Source organism: Butyrivibrio sp. AE2032 (genome assembly GCF_000702965.1).
The window spans coordinates 35,990-54,132 of the sequence record NZ_JNLF01000005.1 but is presented as its reverse complement, the minus strand read 5'-3'; the positions used below and the strand labels follow the sequence as shown (position 1 = coordinate 54,132).

General features: G+C 45.5%; 9 protein-coding genes and 1 tRNA gene. 9 read left to right on the top strand and 1 reads right to left on the bottom strand.

Annotated features, from left to right (window positions below; all coding sequences use genetic code 11):
- Positions 1-10 precede the first annotated feature (10 nt).
- Complete coding sequence (locus BO18_RS17970; RefSeq protein WP_051688915.1) at positions 11-1,216, top strand: endo-1,4-beta-xylanase; 1,206 nt, start codon at positions 11-13, stop codon at positions 1,214-1,216.
- 2 nt (positions 1,217-1,218) lie between these two features.
- Here BO18_RS17970 and BO18_RS17965 read toward each other — a convergent pair whose 3' ends face one another.
- Entirely contained in the window at positions 1,219-3,588 is a 2,370-nt protein-coding gene (locus BO18_RS17965; protein ID WP_034448805.1) for an ATP-dependent DNA helicase, read from the bottom strand.
- 61 nt (positions 3,589-3,649) lie between these two features.
- Here BO18_RS17965 and BO18_RS17960 point away from each other — a divergent pair.
- From BO18_RS17960 to BO18_RS17925, 8 genes are all read left to right on the top strand, one after another.
- Positions 3,650-3,736, top strand: a tRNA-Leu gene (locus BO18_RS17960).
- 165 nt (positions 3,737-3,901) lie between these two features.
- Complete coding sequence (locus BO18_RS33035; RefSeq protein WP_051688914.1) at positions 3,902-5,782, top strand: leucine-rich repeat protein; 1,881 nt, start codon at positions 3,902-3,904, stop codon at positions 5,780-5,782.
- Between the two features lie 43 nt (positions 5,783-5,825).
- On the top strand, positions 5,826-7,697 hold the full coding sequence (locus BO18_RS33030) for a leucine-rich repeat protein (protein ID WP_051688913.1): 1,872 nt from the start codon (positions 5,826-5,828) through the stop codon (positions 7,695-7,697).
- A 250-nt stretch (positions 7,698-7,947) separates the two neighbouring features.
- Positions 7,948-8,979 carry a leucine-rich repeat domain-containing protein gene (locus tag BO18_RS33025; RefSeq protein WP_051688912.1) on the top strand — a complete coding sequence of 344 codons (1,032 nt, stop codon included), beginning with the start codon at positions 7,948-7,950 and terminating at the stop codon, positions 8,977-8,979.
- A 163-nt stretch (positions 8,980-9,142) separates the two neighbouring features.
- Positions 9,143-15,202 carry an N-acetylmuramoyl-L-alanine amidase family protein gene (locus BO18_RS35675; protein ID WP_034448804.1) on the top strand — a complete coding sequence of 2,020 codons (6,060 nt, stop codon included), beginning with the start codon at positions 9,143-9,145 and terminating at the stop codon, positions 15,200-15,202.
- Between the two features lie 200 nt (positions 15,203-15,402).
- Complete coding sequence (locus tag BO18_RS17935) at positions 15,403-15,741, top strand: hypothetical protein (RefSeq protein ID WP_034448802.1); 339 nt, start codon at positions 15,403-15,405, stop codon at positions 15,739-15,741.
- Between the two features lie 104 nt (positions 15,742-15,845).
- The gene (locus BO18_RS17930) at positions 15,846-16,925 is read left to right on the top strand and encodes a hypothetical protein (protein WP_034448801.1); all 1,080 of its coding nucleotides are present in this window, start codon (positions 15,846-15,848) and stop codon (positions 16,923-16,925) included.
- 94 nt (positions 16,926-17,019) lie between these two features.
- Complete coding sequence (locus BO18_RS17925; RefSeq protein WP_034448800.1) at positions 17,020-18,093, top strand: hypothetical protein; 1,074 nt, start codon at positions 17,020-17,022, stop codon at positions 18,091-18,093.
- Positions 18,094-18,143: the final 50 nt, after the last annotated feature.

Genomic DNA, 18,143 nt, shown 5'->3' with positions numbered 1-18,143 from the left:
GAAAATGCCAATGAACATTTCATCCGTCCCTTCGCACCGCTTAGGTGAATCCCTTGTAAGAGTATTAGATAAGAATGGCAACCCTGTTGCTGATAAAGAACTGGTCTTAAACCAGAAGTCACATGAATTCCTGTTCGGTTCCGGAGCTTTTGCTTTTCTTGAGTTTGAAGGCATGAAAGCCGATCCTGACAGGTTGGAGAAGTGGCTTGCAATGTTCAATTACGGAACGCTTCCTTTTTACTGGGGACGTTATGAACCCGAAGAAGGACATCCGCATTACGACCAGCTCATGACTGCCGCAAAGAAATTGAGAGCCAATAACGTAACGCCGAAGGGCCATCCGCTCTGCTGGCATACGGTTTGTGCCGACTGGCTCATGAAGTATCCTGATGAAATAATAATGGATAAGCAGCTCGAGCGTATCAACAGGGAAGTAACGGCTTTCAAGGGCGTTATCGATTTCTGGGATGTAATCAATGAAGTTGTCATCATGCCCATCTTTGATAAGTACGATAATGCCGTCACGAGACTGTGCAAAAGGTACGGACAGGTTGGGCTCGTAAAAGAGGTCTTTGCCGCAGCAAGAGCCGCAAATCCCGAAGGTACTTTCCTTATTAATGATTTTAACGTATCACCCAAATACGAGAAGCTGATCGAAGATTGTCTCGAGGCAGGCGTTGAGTTCTCAGCAATCGGCATCCAGTCGCATCAGCACCAGGGATACTGGGGAACTGAAAAGCTCTACGATGTTCTCAAGAGATTCGGAAGGTTCGGTCTTCCTATTCATTTTACTGAGAATACTCTTGTATCCGGAAGCCTTATCCCTGAATATATCGAAGACCTTAACGACTGGCAGGTCGAAGAGTGGCCTACTACACCTGAAGGTGAGGAAAGACAGGCAAGGGAATGGGAAGAGATGTATAAGATCCTCTTTGCCGATCCCAATGTGAAGGCCGTAACCGGATGGGATTTTGCCGACGGCGCATGGCTTGGCGCTCCGAGCGGTCTTGTTACAAAGGATAACAGGATCAAGCCTGCTTATACAAAACTTCATAACCTTATTAAGGGTGAGTGGTGGACAGAAGGCGAAGTCATCCGCACCAATTCAGACGGTATCGTAAACATCAAAGGCGCTAAGGGAACATATGAGATCGAAGGCTGTCAGGGTGTTATCACTTTAGGAGATAAGCCTTCGGAGGTTACCGTCACACTGTAAGATCAGATCTTCCAGTGATCGGGGAATAACATCGTATACTCGGGATTTGCAAGTCTTGAATCTATCAGGAGTGCAAATCCCGTATCAGTTTCAGTCCTTATGACGCGGCCGACTGCCTGAAGAACTTTCTGCCAGCCGGGGAATCTGTATGCAAAAGCGAACCCGTCGCCGAACCTCTCGGAGTAGTAGTTGCTCAAGATCTGACGTTCGGGAGTGATCTTCGGAAGCCCCACGCCGACAATTACGACGCCCGTGAGCTTGTCGCCGACAAGGTCTATTCCTTCGCCGAAATGACCGCCCAGCACGGCGGCGCCTATGAGCAGTCCCTTATAAGGTTCGCTGAAGCTCTTTAAGAAATTTTCTTTCTCTATGCTCGTCATGTCCGTTATCTGGGATATGATCTTGAAGTCTGAAACGCCCTTTGAAGTAAGCTCATTGCTGAGCCTCGGCATTATCTGCTGAAGGTATTCGAAGGAAGGGAAGAAGATCATGTGGTTTCCCGTCCTGTCCTTAAGGCATTCCGCGATCCTCGATGCCAGTTCATCCTGAGTCAGCGACCTGTTCTTATATGCGGTCGAGATGTCTGAATCTATCATGATCTCAAGATTTTCGGGCGGGAAAGGCGAGGGGAGCCTTAGAAATGACGAGTAATCGCAGTCAGGTCCCACAAGGCAGTTGCGGTAATACTCATACGGGGTAAAGGTTGCGGAGAAGAATATGACCGACATCCTGTCCCTGATTATGTAGTCGAGTTTGGACGCGCAGTCCAGGCAGTTCAGCGTTATGGTGATCTCTTTTCCTTCTCTGGATGCGGTCGTTATGTATGCGTTGTCGAAATAGTGTTCGAGCACAGTAAGGAAATACCTTGCTTCAAAGAAGAACTTCATAGAAGTCCTTCTGCACTGACCCTGTTCGAGCCTGTCCAGTACAGGCGAAAGGCGGCTTATCGTATACCAGAGCTTGGCATAGAGCTGCCTCGGAGGCTGCCTCATCGCTTCCCAGTTCTCAGTCATCAGGACTTTGTGCTCATCTGCTTCTTCCATAAGCTTGAAGCAGGAACTCGATGAATCAAAGCATGTTCCTATATTCACGAAATAATTCCTGAGCTGATGTATCATCGTCTCGATCTTCGTGTCCCTGCCCTTGAAATCCTGGAGCATCTCATCGATGAGGCTAAGTGAGAAGGAAGCAGAGAACATGTCGCGTCCCCTGTCTATCATGTTGTGCGCCTCGTCGACAAGTACGGCGATGCGCTGATTGCCGGGCTCTTTGGATATCATGGATACTCTCGGGCTGAATATGTGGTTATAGTCACCTATTACGACTGTGCAGTAGTTCATGGTGTCGAGCATGAACTCGTGAGGGCATATCCCGTGCCTGAGTGCGATCTCGGTTATCTTTTCGGGCGTTATCTCATCCAATACGAGTGATTCCGCCAAAGCGGCCTTCAGCTTGCCGTAGTAATCTTTGGCGAGCGGACAGAATTTCGCATCGCATTCAGTGCCGAACGGGCACATCTTTTCCTTGGAACGTAGCGTGATGGACCTTATTATCAGTCCGGACCTTCTCATCTGGTTGACGGTCGATTCCGCAACGCCTCTCGTGGCTTCTTTTGCGGTCAGATAGAAGATCTTGTCGTATCTGTTCTTGACGAGACCTTTAATGGCAGGGTAGAGGACGGACACGGTCTTTCCTATGCCCGTTGGCGCCTCCACGAAGAATGCTTCCTGTGAGTTCAGCGCCAGAAGCGCCTTTTTCATGAATTCTTTCTGTCCGGGCCTTATTGTGTCGAAAGGAAACCTTATCTGCGATACTGTATCGAGCAGGCTGTTCTGATAGTCGAGCAGGGTCTGCGCGAAAATGCAGTATTCCGAACAGATATCCTCCCACAGCTTATTTGCCGTTTCGAAAGACATCTCATACGTGTTTTCAAAGCTCTCGAGCGTAGTTATGGAGACATATCTCAACGTGAGCCTGACATCGAGAACATCTGAATTCGTAAGCAGATACATTGCTCCGTATAGCTTTAACTGGGTGACGTGCTCGGGACGTACCAGCGCTTCAAAACTGTCCTTGGTCGAATTAAATGACTTGATCTCGAATATCATAGGCGGTTTGCCCGTGTTGAGCATCATGGCGTCGATCCTGCCGCTGACGGAAAGTATCATGCCCGTCTCGGAGATATAGTCGTAATTCAGGGACTCTTCAGTAGTTATGACGTCTCCGTAGGCTTTCTTCAGATCGGAAAAGACCCTCTGGTGGAGCCTCGTACCTTCAACGCCTGACACGGACCCGTAAGACCCGCCGGCAAGATTGCCGCGGCGTGAGATATAGGAAGCCAGATCTGTAACGGAGACATTTACCTTATTCATATTGTGATTATAACCTTCTTATTGAAAAATAATGCATCATGTTATAAAATCTATCCCGCACGCAGATGTGGTGGAATTGGCAGACGCGCTAGCTTCAGGTGCTAGTGGGAGCAATCTCGTGCGGGTTCAAGTCCCGCCATCTGCACCAATTTTCAAGGCTCTTCATGGTTTTCCGTGGAGAGCTTTTTTCTTTGGCAAATCATCGTTCGATGACGGCCTCCAAAACCGCATGCTGATCTCAAAGTAATAGTAATGATTCCGTATTGATTGTGATAAAATATATTTGTTATTTTTTCATTGGGGAGGTAGGTATATGCGAAGATACTGTAAGGCTCTTGGAGTGTTAATGACGGTTGTTATGATAGTGACGATGTTCTCGTCAACCATCCTTGCAGCGCCGTCTAAGGTTTCCGACGGTACGAATAAGTATTATGATTGGGTTTTGTATAACGATGGCCATCTGGATGTTAAACTAAAAAGTACAACTGTCAGACTATCTGAAATCGATCCTGAACTCCTTGATACTGTTACGTCTGTAACCTTTGATTTTTCAGACTATTGTTATAATGCAACTTATTATTTTTATGATGCAGGAAGCAAAGCCGAGTCGGTCACATTTACCGGGTGCGATGGCTGTTCGATCGATAAGATAGAATTACACGATTTCGCAAAGATCGAAAACAGTGCTGTTAAGCTTTCGTCGGGAGCAGACTTTAAGACGCTGTTTTTCGATAATTGCAGTATCAATAAAATTGACTTTTTGGGGAATAATGTTGTCAAAACACTGAGAGTAAATAAGTGCAATTTATTAACCTCCATTGATCTGAAGAATAATGTTGAGAACCTTCGCGTTGATAATTGTGAAAAATTTTCAAGCATTTCCAATACCGGTGCACTTAAGACTTTGCAGATCAATTCGGCTCCCGCTTTTAAGAAACTGAGTATTCCTAAAAACTTACAATCATTGACAATGTATGGTTGCGGTTTGGAAGAGATCTCAATACCGAGCACATGCATCGCTCATATTTCCGGTGGTAGTCTTAAGAAGGCAATAATAGAATCCGGCAGACAAAAGACTGATATGTGGATGTTCGAAGGATCAAAAGCACTTGAAGAGGTCAGCCTTCCTGAGGGATTAACCGTAGTCCAGTATGATACATTCAACGATTGTAAAAGCCTTAAAAATGTAAGCCTTCCTTCCACTGTGGTGACTATCGGACAGGGTGCTTTTAACAGTTCGGGACTGACATCGGTAACACTGCCTGAAGGGCTGAAGGCGATACGTTCAAGGGCATTTGCTTATTGTGATGATCTGAAGACCGTTTACATGCCTTTAAGTGTTAAGGAAATCACGGTTACGGCATTTGATCATGACAAGATATCTGATGTTTATTATGCAGGTTCGGAAGAGCAGTGGAATAAGATAACAGTTCTTGATGCTGATTACAGTAATCATAAAGAACTGACACTGAAAGAGACTTTCGGCAATGCGAAGATCCATTTCAATTATGTCGCAAAAACCGGATGGGTCGAGGATAACGGTAAATGGTATTACTACAATGCCAACGGAGTTAAGGCAACAGGGTGGAAGTCAGTTGGCGGAAAGTGGTTTTATTTCGATGCTTCCGGCGTAATGGCTACCCGCTGGGTTCAGGACGGCGGTAAGTGGTATTACATGGATCCGGCACACGGCTCCATGGTAACCGGTTGGAACCAGATCGGCGGCAAATGGTATTATTTTGATTCAACCGGTGTTATGAAGACCGGATGGGTAAAAGACGGCGGCGATTGGTATTACCTTAAATCATCAGGCGAAATGTCTACCGGATGGGTGTCGACAGGCGGCTATTGGTATTATTTCGATAACCGCGGCAAGATGAAGACCGGCTGGCAGGAGATTGACGGTAAATGGTATTGCTTCGACTCTTCCGGAGCCATGCTCACAGGCTGGCAGGAATCGGGCGGAAATTGGTTCTACCTGAATTCTTCTGGAGTAATGCTGAAAGGCTGGCAAAAGATCAGCGGCAAGTGGTATTTCTTCAAGAACAACGGTCAGATGGCTACTAAGTGGCTTCAGATCTCTGGCAAGTGGTACTGGTTCGGAACAAACGGAGACATGGCTTATTCCACCAGCATCAAGATTGACGGTAAGGTATATAACTTCGATTCGGACGGAGTATGCACGAATCCGTAAATTTAATGTAGTAATTCAAAATAAAATATGAGGAGGAAAGGATATGCGTAAAACAAGCAAGATTCTCGGAGCCGTAATGGCAGCCATCATGATCATGTCATCTTTCTCGATGATGGTCACGGCAGCTGAGATAGTGGATTCGGGATCATTATACCCTTATGATTGGGCTTTTTATTCCGATAACGAATTAAAGATCACCTGTACCAAAGGCAACCCGGATCTCGGGCTCATTTCAAAGGAGTACAGAGACAAGGTTGAGAAAGTTAGCATTGAGTATTCAGGAACCGGTTGGGAGTGGTTTAGTATTAACGGTTTTGATTGCAATGCCAAATCGTTGAGCATTTCATTCAGCAAGCTTGAGAACATAGAGGTTTTAATGATATCTGATTTCCCGAATGTTACCGATATCGATATGAATGTAGCTGCCGGAGCAAAGATTACTTCTTTTAATCTGTCTTCAGTCGGAATACAGACTGTGGATTTTTTGGGAGATTCAAATGCCAAAAGTTTTACAGTTGACTATTGTTCAAATCTTAAAAAAGTAGTGCTTACAAAGAACATTGAGAGTTTTGTTGTTTATACTTGTCCAATACTAAGTAATGTGACAACAACCAACTCTCTTAAGGAATTCAAAGTTTATGGTACAAATTCAATTAAGAACGTCAGTTTCCCTTCAGGTATGGATACCTTGGTCTGGCATAATTATGCCGGTTCCGAAATAACGATTCCTAAGGATCCGTATACTCAAGTGTCAGGCGAGAAACTTGAGAAGGCTGTCCTTGAATCAGGTAGAACAAAGATCAACCGCCTGATGTTCTATGAATGTAGTTCTCTTAAATCGGTCAACATCCCGAATACAGTCACGTCCATAGAATATAAAGCTTTTTGTGATTGCTATAATCTTAGAACGCTGGATATTCCGTCTTCCGTAAATAAGATCGGAGATAGAGCGTTTTATAATTCGGGATTACAGAAAGTCTCTATTCCCAAGAGTGTAACCAGTTTAAATGACTCTGCTTTTAGCGGCTGCAGATCTCTTACAGATGTCTATATCGAAGGCAGTGAGACTGATTTTAAACAGCTTATCGGACAGTATAGAGATCCGACGGATTATTTCGGAAATGCGATGATCCATTATAATTCATCAATGCCCGGCTGGAAGGATGATAACGGCACCTGGCGTTATTACGATGACGAGGGAAAAAAGGTAACCGGCTGGAAGGAAATAGGCGAACGCTGGTACTTCTTTGAAGATGATGGCGCGATGGCTACCGGCTGGAAAGAGGACGGTAATAAATGGTACTACCTGAATCCTTCAAACGGCGCTAGGGTGACAGGCTGGAAGCAGATAAGCGGGAAGTGGTACTATTTCGACGCATTTGGAGAAATGTGCAGCAACCAGGCATGTCTTATCGATAACAAAGTATATGTCTTTAAGACCAACGGTGAGATGGTAAGTTCCGGCTGGTATAAACTCTATGATTCGTCCAACGGCAATACCGCATGGTTCTATTGCGGTTCAAACGGCGTTGCGGCTACGGGCTGGAAGCAGATCGACGGCAAATGGTACTATTTCTATGAGACCGGATCCATGGCTGAATCCGTATGGCTCAAGGATAACGGCAAGTGGTATTACATTAATTCCGACGGCACAATGTACAAGGGCTGGAAGAAATCCGGCGATTACTGGTATTTCCTTAAGTCTGACGGCACCATGGCTGCAAATGAATATTGCGACGGCTACTGGCTAGATGCTGACGGAAAATGGACTTACCAGTACAGGGCATCCTGGAAGAAAGATTCAAAGGGTTGGTGGTACGGCGATTCCACCGGCTGGTATGCAAAGAACCGGACGCTGAAGATCGACGGCAAGGATTATAAGTTCGATGCATCTGGTTACTGTACAAATCCTTGATGCAGATTATGTTGATCGTTCGATCGATCTAAATAAGACAGGGTTGCCTCATTGATACTGAGGTGACCCTGATTTAATTTAGCGAAAAAGCCGGTTAAGGATTATAAGTGCAAAAATCCAACCCTCTGTGGGGACAAAAAGGGTTGAAAAAAAGCAAAAGCCATAATAACGACAGGTCTCAACATGGTAGCTTTTCGAATTGCCCCGGTTTTTGTTGTAGAATAGTAAAAACGAGTTTTTGTGAGGTTATATGCCGGTTATTCCGTTAGAATGTCCTTCCTGTGGTGCTGATCTGAGGATAGACTCGGATGAGAGCGCAACCATATGCATTCACTGCGGAAAGCCGTTTGTCGTTAAGGATGCCATAGTCGAGAATTACATTAAGCTGGTTACCGAGATAAAAGGTGATATCAGCACGTTAGAGGACTTTGAGACAGAGGACGGCATTTTAAAAAGATATAACGGGGCATCGGCCTGTGCAGTTATCCCTGATGATGTAACAGCCATCGGCATTAAGGCTTTCGAGGACTGCCGGTGGATCAGAGAGGTGCGCTTTCCCGATTCGGTGACTGAGATAGGCGAAAATGCTTTTTCCGGATGTGTCAATCTGCAAAGCATGATCTTCAATTCTTCGCTCAGGAAGATCGGAAGCTATGCATTCTCTGAATGTACCGCACTGAAAAGCGTAGAACTGCCTGTTAATCTCGAAGATGTCGGTCAGTACGCGTTCAGCGGATGCTTTATGCTCGAATCGGTAAAGATGCCGTCTTCCAAGACAAAGGTCCATGAGACCGTTTTCATGGGTGACAGGGACCTGGTATTCGACTGGCCGGCCGACTGGAAGAATAAGCAATGGGATAAACTGAGGATCGCTGCTCCGGCGTTGGGCGGACTGGCCTGTCTGTGCGATCAGGAGACAGCACCTGACAGCATTACCAAACCGCTGTTGTTTCTGGGCATATCCGAACCTGATATGAAGTATAACTTTTACACTTACCATGGGTTTATGAATCTTTTCTCGATAGGTAAGAACAACGACGATCCGTATCTTTTGAGACTCAGCGTGGAATATGCCCAGCAGAGGTATGATGCCATCTCAGACATCCAAAAGAGTTATTCCGAACTTATCAGCCTTTTAGACCTCGCGGACATCAGCAGAGACATAATTCAGCCTATAAACATTCCGCATTTTATCTGGAAACAGGGGAAGAGGATCAAGGATTACAAGCTTACGGATATCGGTCCTGTGTCCGTTTTGCAGTTCAGTCTCAGACAGGAATAAGCATTCTTTTGCGGGTTTATCAGGCCCGTTTTTGTGCATTTTATTTCGAAATGTTCAATATTCTTATTTATTACGTTCACTCATTATTCATAAAATTAATTTAACAACTTGCTATAATTACAATGAGATGACATTTCTCGACTCTAAAAAGGAGGAATCCCATATGAGAACATTGAAACGTTTGACGGCAATGCTTGTGGCGATCTGCCTGGGCTTTTCCGTTCTGCCGAGTCTCGTGCAGACGGTAAGTGCCGATGAGATCATTCTTGAGAATGGTCAGCTGATGGTAAGTTTTGATGATTATTCGTTCCCGGACGGAGAAGAAAATGAGGATATGCCCCATACTTTTGTCCAGGTGAACGGTGAGTATGTCGAAGACGGTTCTGTCATTAATTTTGTACCTAATGAGGAACTTGTTTTCAGATTGGAACAATACCGCGATTATTACCTCGATGAGTGCAAAGTCGTGCTTCGTCAGGGTAATCCCGGTGATGACGGAGAGGAGTATTATTCCACTGATTCAGAGGATCCCGATCATCTGATCGTCCTGAATGAAACCGGTGAATTTTCTTTTACTCCGGTAAAAAACACTCCGATCTATGTAAATGTATATTGGAGCGATGTCGACACGCTAGAGGCCGAGAAAGGTCAGATCAGGTTCGATATCTACCGCTGGGGCTGGGGAGATGTTGATTTCTCTGCAGGCGTTGAGCCTCTTTATACGGCTGAGGCATCCAACGGTACTATAAGGGCAATATTTGACAGATCTGATGTTGATGAGGAAAATCCTGTTGTAGTTACTATCACACCATACTACGGCTGCACGTTGTGGAGTCTGTCGTATGCGCTCGATGATTTTGTAAGTGATGAGTATCACTCCGGATTTGATCAGGGAGCTCCGGGACCTTATTTGTCTGATCTCGAGTATCTCACGATGAATGAAGACGGTACTTTCACTTTCACGATCGGTTCATTTGAACCGTATTCAGATGATATCACCAAATTCAGTATCAACATGGGCTGCGAGAATCCCATAGGAGCCCCCGGCTTCTCGGTCAATGACAACGGAACTGATGTGTACTACACTGCAGACGGCGAGAATTATTATCCCGTCGAATGGCAGCACTTCGTTGATGAGGAATCAGGCTTTGAGTGGGATGAACATCTGCTTCCTGAAGAAGAGATCCGCGATTACGATGAGATAACCTTCAAATTCGTAGTTAAAGAGGATGACCGTGCGTGGAAATTCCTGAACGGTATAAAGATGGAGTATTTCGATACCGAATATGTTTATTCCTGCCAGCCTTTGGAAACTGAAAATGACTATGAGTATTATTACACGTTCGAAAGGCCGTTAGAGGGATGGCATTCTTACAGGATCGAGGTATTCGACTGGGTTATGCCGTACGATAACACGTACATGATATATCTCCAGGGCGATAACTCATGGAATCTTAAGGTCGATCCTGAAGTCTCTGACAGTCCTGTTCCTTTTAAAGTCGGAGAACCCATCGAGTTCTCCATCGACGGCGAGGTCTACGGTGTTTATGTAAGCATCGGCGGTAATCCCAATGATTGGGAGATCTTCCCTGAAGACGGCGTATATTCCTTCATGCCGGAAAATTCACGTCCAATTGAATTCCATGTTTATACAACAGAGGAAGAGTTTGAGGTCATGCACCTTGAAACCGAGAATGAGAACCAGTGTATTGTCGAATTCCGTGTCCGCAATGACGGTTTCCCTGAAGATGTAGAATGGGGTTCAGTCGAGATCCTTGAGAATGAGCATATCAAGAGAGTCGCTGAGAGTCTGGGTTACTACAGGGTCATTGTTGAATATGACAGAGAAGAACCTGACTATGAAGCAGCAAAGCTCGAGATCAAGGTCAATGTTCCCGAAAATGCTGCATTCAGCGTATGGATGAATGACGAGGATTACACTACTGAAGTCATCGAGAACGATAATGTTTTCGTCTATGATATCGCAGGAATAGTCTTCGACAATCAGTGGTACAGCCCTGATTTTAATTTCGAATACAGGGAATTCGGTGATCAGAACATTGTCATCCGCTATGACGAATGCTGGTGGAATGACGGTGAAGGTGAGGGTTACCAGCAAGCAAAAGTCCTTATCAACGATGAACTTGTCGGTGATGGTGAACCGTTCGGATATGATCTGGAAACTCCTCTGACGTTTAAGCTCATACCTCCTGAAGGTTATAGTTATAATGATCCCATCATCGAGTTCCGTCAGTACAGCTACGACGGTGAAGCGGAACTGTTCTACTCAACATATGCGGAAGATCCTGAGTACCGCATAATTCTTGACGATAACTTTGAAGTCCCGTTCATTCCTTCCAGATACGGCATGATCGAGATCAATATCTGGTGGTCCGCTTTTGACGCTCTCCATCCTGAGAACGGTCAGGTTCAGGTCGAACTCAACCATTGGGGAGACGGTAATGTTGAGTTTGCAAAAGGCATTAAGCCAAACGCTATGGAATCATGTCCTAACGGCGACGGCAGAGTCCGTGCGATCTTCGATAAGAGCGTTTTGAAGAGCGGCGGAATCCCCGTTATCCTGACACCTGGTGCAGGCAACATGCTGCGCAGCATCTCTTTTGATGACAGTGGAGATTGGATCGAGTATGTTGACCGTAAGGATGATGAGAATGATAAGAGACCTGTTCTCTCCGAACTTGAAGGTCTTGTCGCAAACAGCGACGGAACATATACGTACACGATCACTTCAGTCGGCGAAAACGAGTGGGGAGATTCATTCTATAACATCAATGCAGGATTTGAGAATCCCATCGGATGCAATGGAATATCCGTTGATTCCCACGGTGCAAGAGTTTACTACAGCATTGACGGCGGCGATTTCGTACAGCTCACGGAAAGACATTTCGATAACGAATTCGGCGGATGGGACGAGATGCTCATAACTCCTGAGGAGTATAAGGATGCTGATAAGATCGTCTTCCGTTTTGAATATGACGATGAGTTCCATCTCGCGTTCGGAGTAGGCTTTGAGTACTTTGACGGCGTAAGACACAGATCCCAGCTGCCGTTTGATGACGCTGAAGGTTACTACTTTACGCTCGAAAAGCCTGCTTCAGGCTGGGGCAATTACCGTCTCGACGTTTTCGACTGGAATGCACCTTATGACGGCAATTATATTATCTTTGTCAACGGAGAAGGTTCCTGGGAACTTGAAGAGAAGTTAATGGATGCCGGTGTCACTGTTAACGCAAACACTCCTTTGACTGTCGGAACTCCGATCGAATTCACGATCGATGAAGAAGTATACGCAGTTTATGCTAATATCGTCGATTCAGGTGAAGAACGCCTTCTCGTTCCGAACAACGGTAAGTATTCATATACTCCTGACTCACCGAGTGCCGTAGAGATCAAGATCTATATGACTGCTGATGAGTACAAGGTACAGCATCTTTGGAGTGAAGGCGAAAACCAGCGTATGGTCGAGTTCTGGGTTAATAACTATGATTTCCCGGAAGACGCAGAGCAGGGTTATGTCGAAATCCTTGAGTCTCCTTACATAAAGGAATGGGCATGCAGCTGCGGCTGGTACAGGATCATTGTTGAACGTGATCCTGAAGATCCTGATCCTGAGGTTAAGATCGGACTCAAAGTTAATGTTCCCGAGAATGCTGATTTTGATGTATGGATCGCTGATGAAGACATAACTGATCTTGTCATCGATAATGATTATGTCTATGACTGGGATGTTACAAGTTTCTTCACTGAGAATTGGGTTTGGAATCCCAGCTTCAATTTCCACTATCAGAGACAGGAAGGAATCCATCTTAACGGAATGCCGGTTTCAGGTCTTGATGCCGAGTACAGCACTGACGGCGGCAATACATATCAGGCAGTACAGGATAATTTCATCCCTCTCGACAATGAGTTTGAGAGACTGACGCTCAGATACCTCTATACTGATCCCGATATGAAGATCTACGGCGTTGACGTCAGGTTCGGCGATCAGGTCATCATGGAAAGACTTGGTAACGAGCTCGTTTATGAGTTCGAGAGAGGCGATCATTGGATCACATACGACGTTGCACCTATTTATCAGGACGGCATCTTCGATTGTGAATGGACTGTCGAATTCGCAATGGGCGAAGACAGTAGCGATGTAACGATCGTTAACAGCGAGATAATGGAGGGCACCAACCGCTTCGGCAGAGGTGATGAACCCACTATCGAGGTTGAAGGCGACGTTTACTGCATCGAATTGGAATTCTCTGATGGTTCGAGAATGTGGATGGATCGTGACGGCAATACATTCTCATTTGTTGCCAATGAACTTACGGGTTTCGTTGCAAGGATCTACACATCCGAAGAACAGTACGAATACTGTAATCTGTGGCCGGATCCCGAGACCGAAGGTCAGTATGTCGTTCAGTACTATTCCGAGACAGAGGGAGATCTTACAGGTACTATCGCAGTTGAAGGAGAGGTCGAAAGAAAGTCCTATAACGGATGGACAAAGGTTATCTTCAATTCCGACTTCCCTCTGGCAGTCTTCACGGTAACTCCGGCTGACGACTATGGCTATCAGGCTTTTGTCGGCATGAATGAATTCAATCTTATTCTCGATGTAAGTGACTGGCTCGATGAATGGCCGTTTATCGAGTTCTTCGAGAGAACAAATATCGCTGATGCGGTAATCACTCTCGATCCTTCAGGAGATCTGGATTACACGGGTTCTGCTATTGAACCTTCAGTAAAGGTTGTTCTTGACGGTGAAGAGCTCACTGAGGGCAGTGACTATGAAGTCAACTTCCTCGATAATGTCGGTCCGGGCGAAGCAAAGATCCGTGTTGACGGTATAGGCAGCTACTGTGGTTCCGCAATGAGTTCCTTCAAGATCGTTAAGGACATTGCAAGCGCTACGATCGATTCTGTTGCAGATCAGATCTATACAGGTAATGCCATTACTCCTGCAGTAACGGTAAAGGACGGCGATAAGACTCTCGTTCTCGGAACTGACTACACGGTTCAGTATTCTGATAACACCGCTGTCGGTGAAGCTAAGATCACCGTTACAGGAACCGGTTTCTATAAGGGTACTGCGGAAGTCAAGTTCAAGATCTATGAACAGACTTATGCGATCACCGTATCCGAGACTACGGGCGGTACAGCAGGCGTGTCCAAGACAACTGCAGTCAAGGGTGACGTTATCACTGTCACAGTAACACCTGCAGAAGGCTATGAACTTGATACGATCAAGGTTAACGATGTAGCTATCGAAGGCACTTCGTTTACCGTAGGTGAAGCAGATGCAGTCGTAACTGTTACGTTCAAGAAGAGCGAATATAAGATCACCGTTGTATGCAGCGATAACGGTACGGCCAGTGTTGAGGGAAAAGCTAACTTGGGTGAAACGATCGTTGTTAAAGTCACACCTGCAGAAGGCTTTGAACTCGATACGATCAAGGTTGACGGCACTGCTATTGAAGGTAACTCGTTCACGATGCCTGCAAAGGATGTTACTGTTGAGGTTGCTTTCAAGGAAGCTCCTGCTCCGGTTGAAGGTTGGGAATCAGAGAACGGTAATTACTATTACTTTATTAACGGCGTAATGCAGACCGGCTGGATAAAGGACGGCAAGTGGTATTATCTGGATCCTGAGACAGGCATCATGGCCAAAGGCTGGAGACAGATCGAAAACAAGTGGTATTACTTCGAAAGATCCGGTTCTATGGTTACAAGCTGGAAGCAGGTCAGCGGAAAGTGGTATTACTTCGAGATTTCCGGCGCTATGGTAACTAGCTGGAAGAAGATAGGCGGAACGTGGTATTACTTCGAGAGTTCCGGCGCTATGGTAACAGGCTGGAATAAGATCGGAGGAAAGTGGTATTACTTCGAGAACTCAGGCGCAATGGTAACAGGCTGGAATGAGATTTCTAAAAAGTGGTATTACTTTGATGGTAACGGCGCTATGAAGACCTTCTGGTTCCAGGATGGAAGCACGTGGTATTACTTAGGTAGTGACGGCGCCATGAAGACCGGATGGCAGCAGATCGGCGGCAAGTGGTATTACTTCAAGAATAGCGGCGTAATGCAGACCGGATGGCTCTCGTATGGCGGAAAGTGGTATTACTTAGGTAGTGACGGCGCCATGGTTACGGGAAATGAGACTATCAGAAGTGTAACATATGACTTCGGTACGGACGGTATTTGCAAAAATCCGTGATCAGATTCCGTTAACTAAATGATTAACTGGGGCCTCCTTCGGGAGGCCTCTTCTTTGAATCATGTCCGTTTATTTCATTCTGTTTACATCGGTCCGCGAAATGTTGAATTCAGTATTGCCGCGCTCTATCCTAAATAAACAATTTCCGTTAGACATTTAAAAATCCGATACGAGTGCAATCGAGAAAAGAGGTGCAGCATATGATCATACCTAAAGTTCTTATCTATTCGAAAAACGAAGATGACATTGAGAATGATCTGATCGGGGATGATATTGATCTTGATTATGATCCGGAACTGGATTATGAATCTGATCGATTTACCAATTTACAAGGCTGCATAATCTGCCCCGATAATCGTCGTTGCTCTCTTGCCGAGAGGATCAACTCTCTTGGAGAGGAATTCTTTAATAGATTCAGATATGTTACCAGCGGAAGCTGGTTCCGCGATATTTCCGGGTTGGGCTGTGAGATCGGCCTCGGTTGGAAAGAAGATATTGAAGATTTTTTCGACTATTATGATGATGATATGGCTTCCTGAAGCCTGATCTGCGCATTTACCTGCCACAAAAATAACTATATCTTTCCTCAAATATAATTAATCTTTGATATAATACTCTCATTCACTTTAAGGGAGGATTAGATATGGTTATCAGGAAGATCATCGCTGCGGCAATGACCGCAGGCATGATGATGACGTTCATTCCTGCGACTGCGATGGCGGCCGGAACAGGCTGGCAGGGCAGTAATGCGGCAGGATGGCGTTACTACACCAGTGACACGGAGTATGTAAAGAACAGCTGGAAAAAGATCGGCGGCAAGTGGTATCACTTCGACAAGTCCGGCTTTATGCAGACCGGTTGGATCGAAGACGGCGGAATTTGGTATTACCTTGATAAAACCGGAGCCATGCTGGTCGACAGCTGGGAGACGATAAACGGCAAGATGTATCATTTTGGCACGAGCGGAGCCATGGATACAAATAAGTGGATCTCCTACAGCGATATAGAACTGATCGATATCTCCGGTGTTGATGTCGTTTTCCACAAGGATTTTAAGAACAGCAAGATGTGGCGTTATGTCGGATCGAACGGTGCTGCTTATGTCGGATGGAAAGTCGTTGACGGCAGGTGGTATTACTTTGATGAGGAGATCGATACCGATAATAATACAGGAGATATCTTAAACGGTATCCTTCTTTATGAGAATGAGGACCGCTATGGTGCCATGCGTTACGGCTGGCTGACCGATAATAAGGGTTCTGTGTATTTCTTTGACGGCAGAGGAAGATATAAGAACGACGGATGGTTTAATCTTGTTTTGTCTGAGGGTTCGGATGCCTGGTTCTATTTCCAGCCGGACGGACGCGCGTATATCGGATGGCATCAGATCGACGGCAGCTGGTATTATTTTGTTCCCGGTGTCGGAAGTATGTATCAGAACGGTTCCTACAGGATCGACAATAAGTATTATTACTTCAAAGAAAACGGTCAGATGATCACCGGATGGTATAAGGATAAGAGCGGCCGCTGGTATCTGGCCAGGGATAACGGTGCTCTTTATGCCTATGAATGGTACGAAGAGGACGGCAAGTGGTATTACTTCGGCAGTATCGGCGCGATGACATGCAACAAGAATAATTACTACATCAACGGCAAGTATTATGACTTTGACAGTCATGGCGTATGTAAGAATCCTTACAGCGGAAGGACCACTTTAACATAAGGATCTTTACTGAGTTATAAAATTCCGGGAGCTGCCTTTTGCGGTTCCAGGATTCCATAGAAGAATATTTGAATGAGAATAAGGAGAATTGAGTATGCGTATTAAAAATATTCTGGCAGTTGCGATGACTGCAGGCATGATGATGACATTTATCCCGACAACTTCTTTGGCTGCAACAACCGGCTGGCAGGGAAGTAATACTGACGGCTGGCGTTACTACACCAGTGATACCGAATATGTAAAGAACAGCTGGAAGAAGATTGGCGGCAAGTGGTACTATTTCGATGCTTCGGGATACATGAAGACGGGCTGGCTCGAGGAGAATAAGAACTGGTATTACCTGGATGAGAGCGGCGCGATGGTAGTCAACAGCTGGGAAAAGATAGGCGGAAAGCTATATCATTTCGCAGGAAACGGTGCCATGGATACAAACAAGTGGATCGCATATGATGACGTAAATCTTGTTAAGGTCGAAGATGTCGATGTTATCTTTCATCGGGACTATAAAGGCAAGAAGATGTGGAGATATGTCGGTGCGAACGGCGCGGCATATACAGGCTGGAAGATTGTTGACGGACAGTGGTATTTCTTTGATGAGTTCGTCGACAAAAACAAGAACAACGGTGATGCTCTAAATGATCTGATCCTCTATAACAACGAGGACCGTTACGGAGCCATGCGTTACGGATGGATGACCGACAATAATGATAATATCTACTTCTTTGACGGAAACGGAAAATATAAGAGGAACGGCTGGTACGAACTGAAGCTTACCGATAGCGTAACCGCATGGTTCTATTTTGCATCTGACGGCCGCGCGTATACCAAATGGCATCAGATCGACGGCAGCTGGTATTATTTCGATGAAGATGTCGGAGATATGTACGAAAACGGATTCACTTACATCGACGGAGATTATTACTATTTCAAGCCTAACGGACAGATGGTAACCGGCTGGTATAAGGATTATAGAGGTTACTGGTATTGTGCAAGGGCCAACGGCAAATTGTACTACAGGGAATGGCTTAACGAGAACGGCAAATGGTATTATTTCAACGGCGCCGGCATGGTATGCAACAGGACCAATATGAAGATCAACGGCAAGTATTATGACTTTGACAGTCACGGGGTCTGCACGAATCCGAGCGGAAGAGCAAATCCGGCTTAAGGATAAAGAATCTATCTAATATTTACAGGGACTATCTCAAAACAAAACGA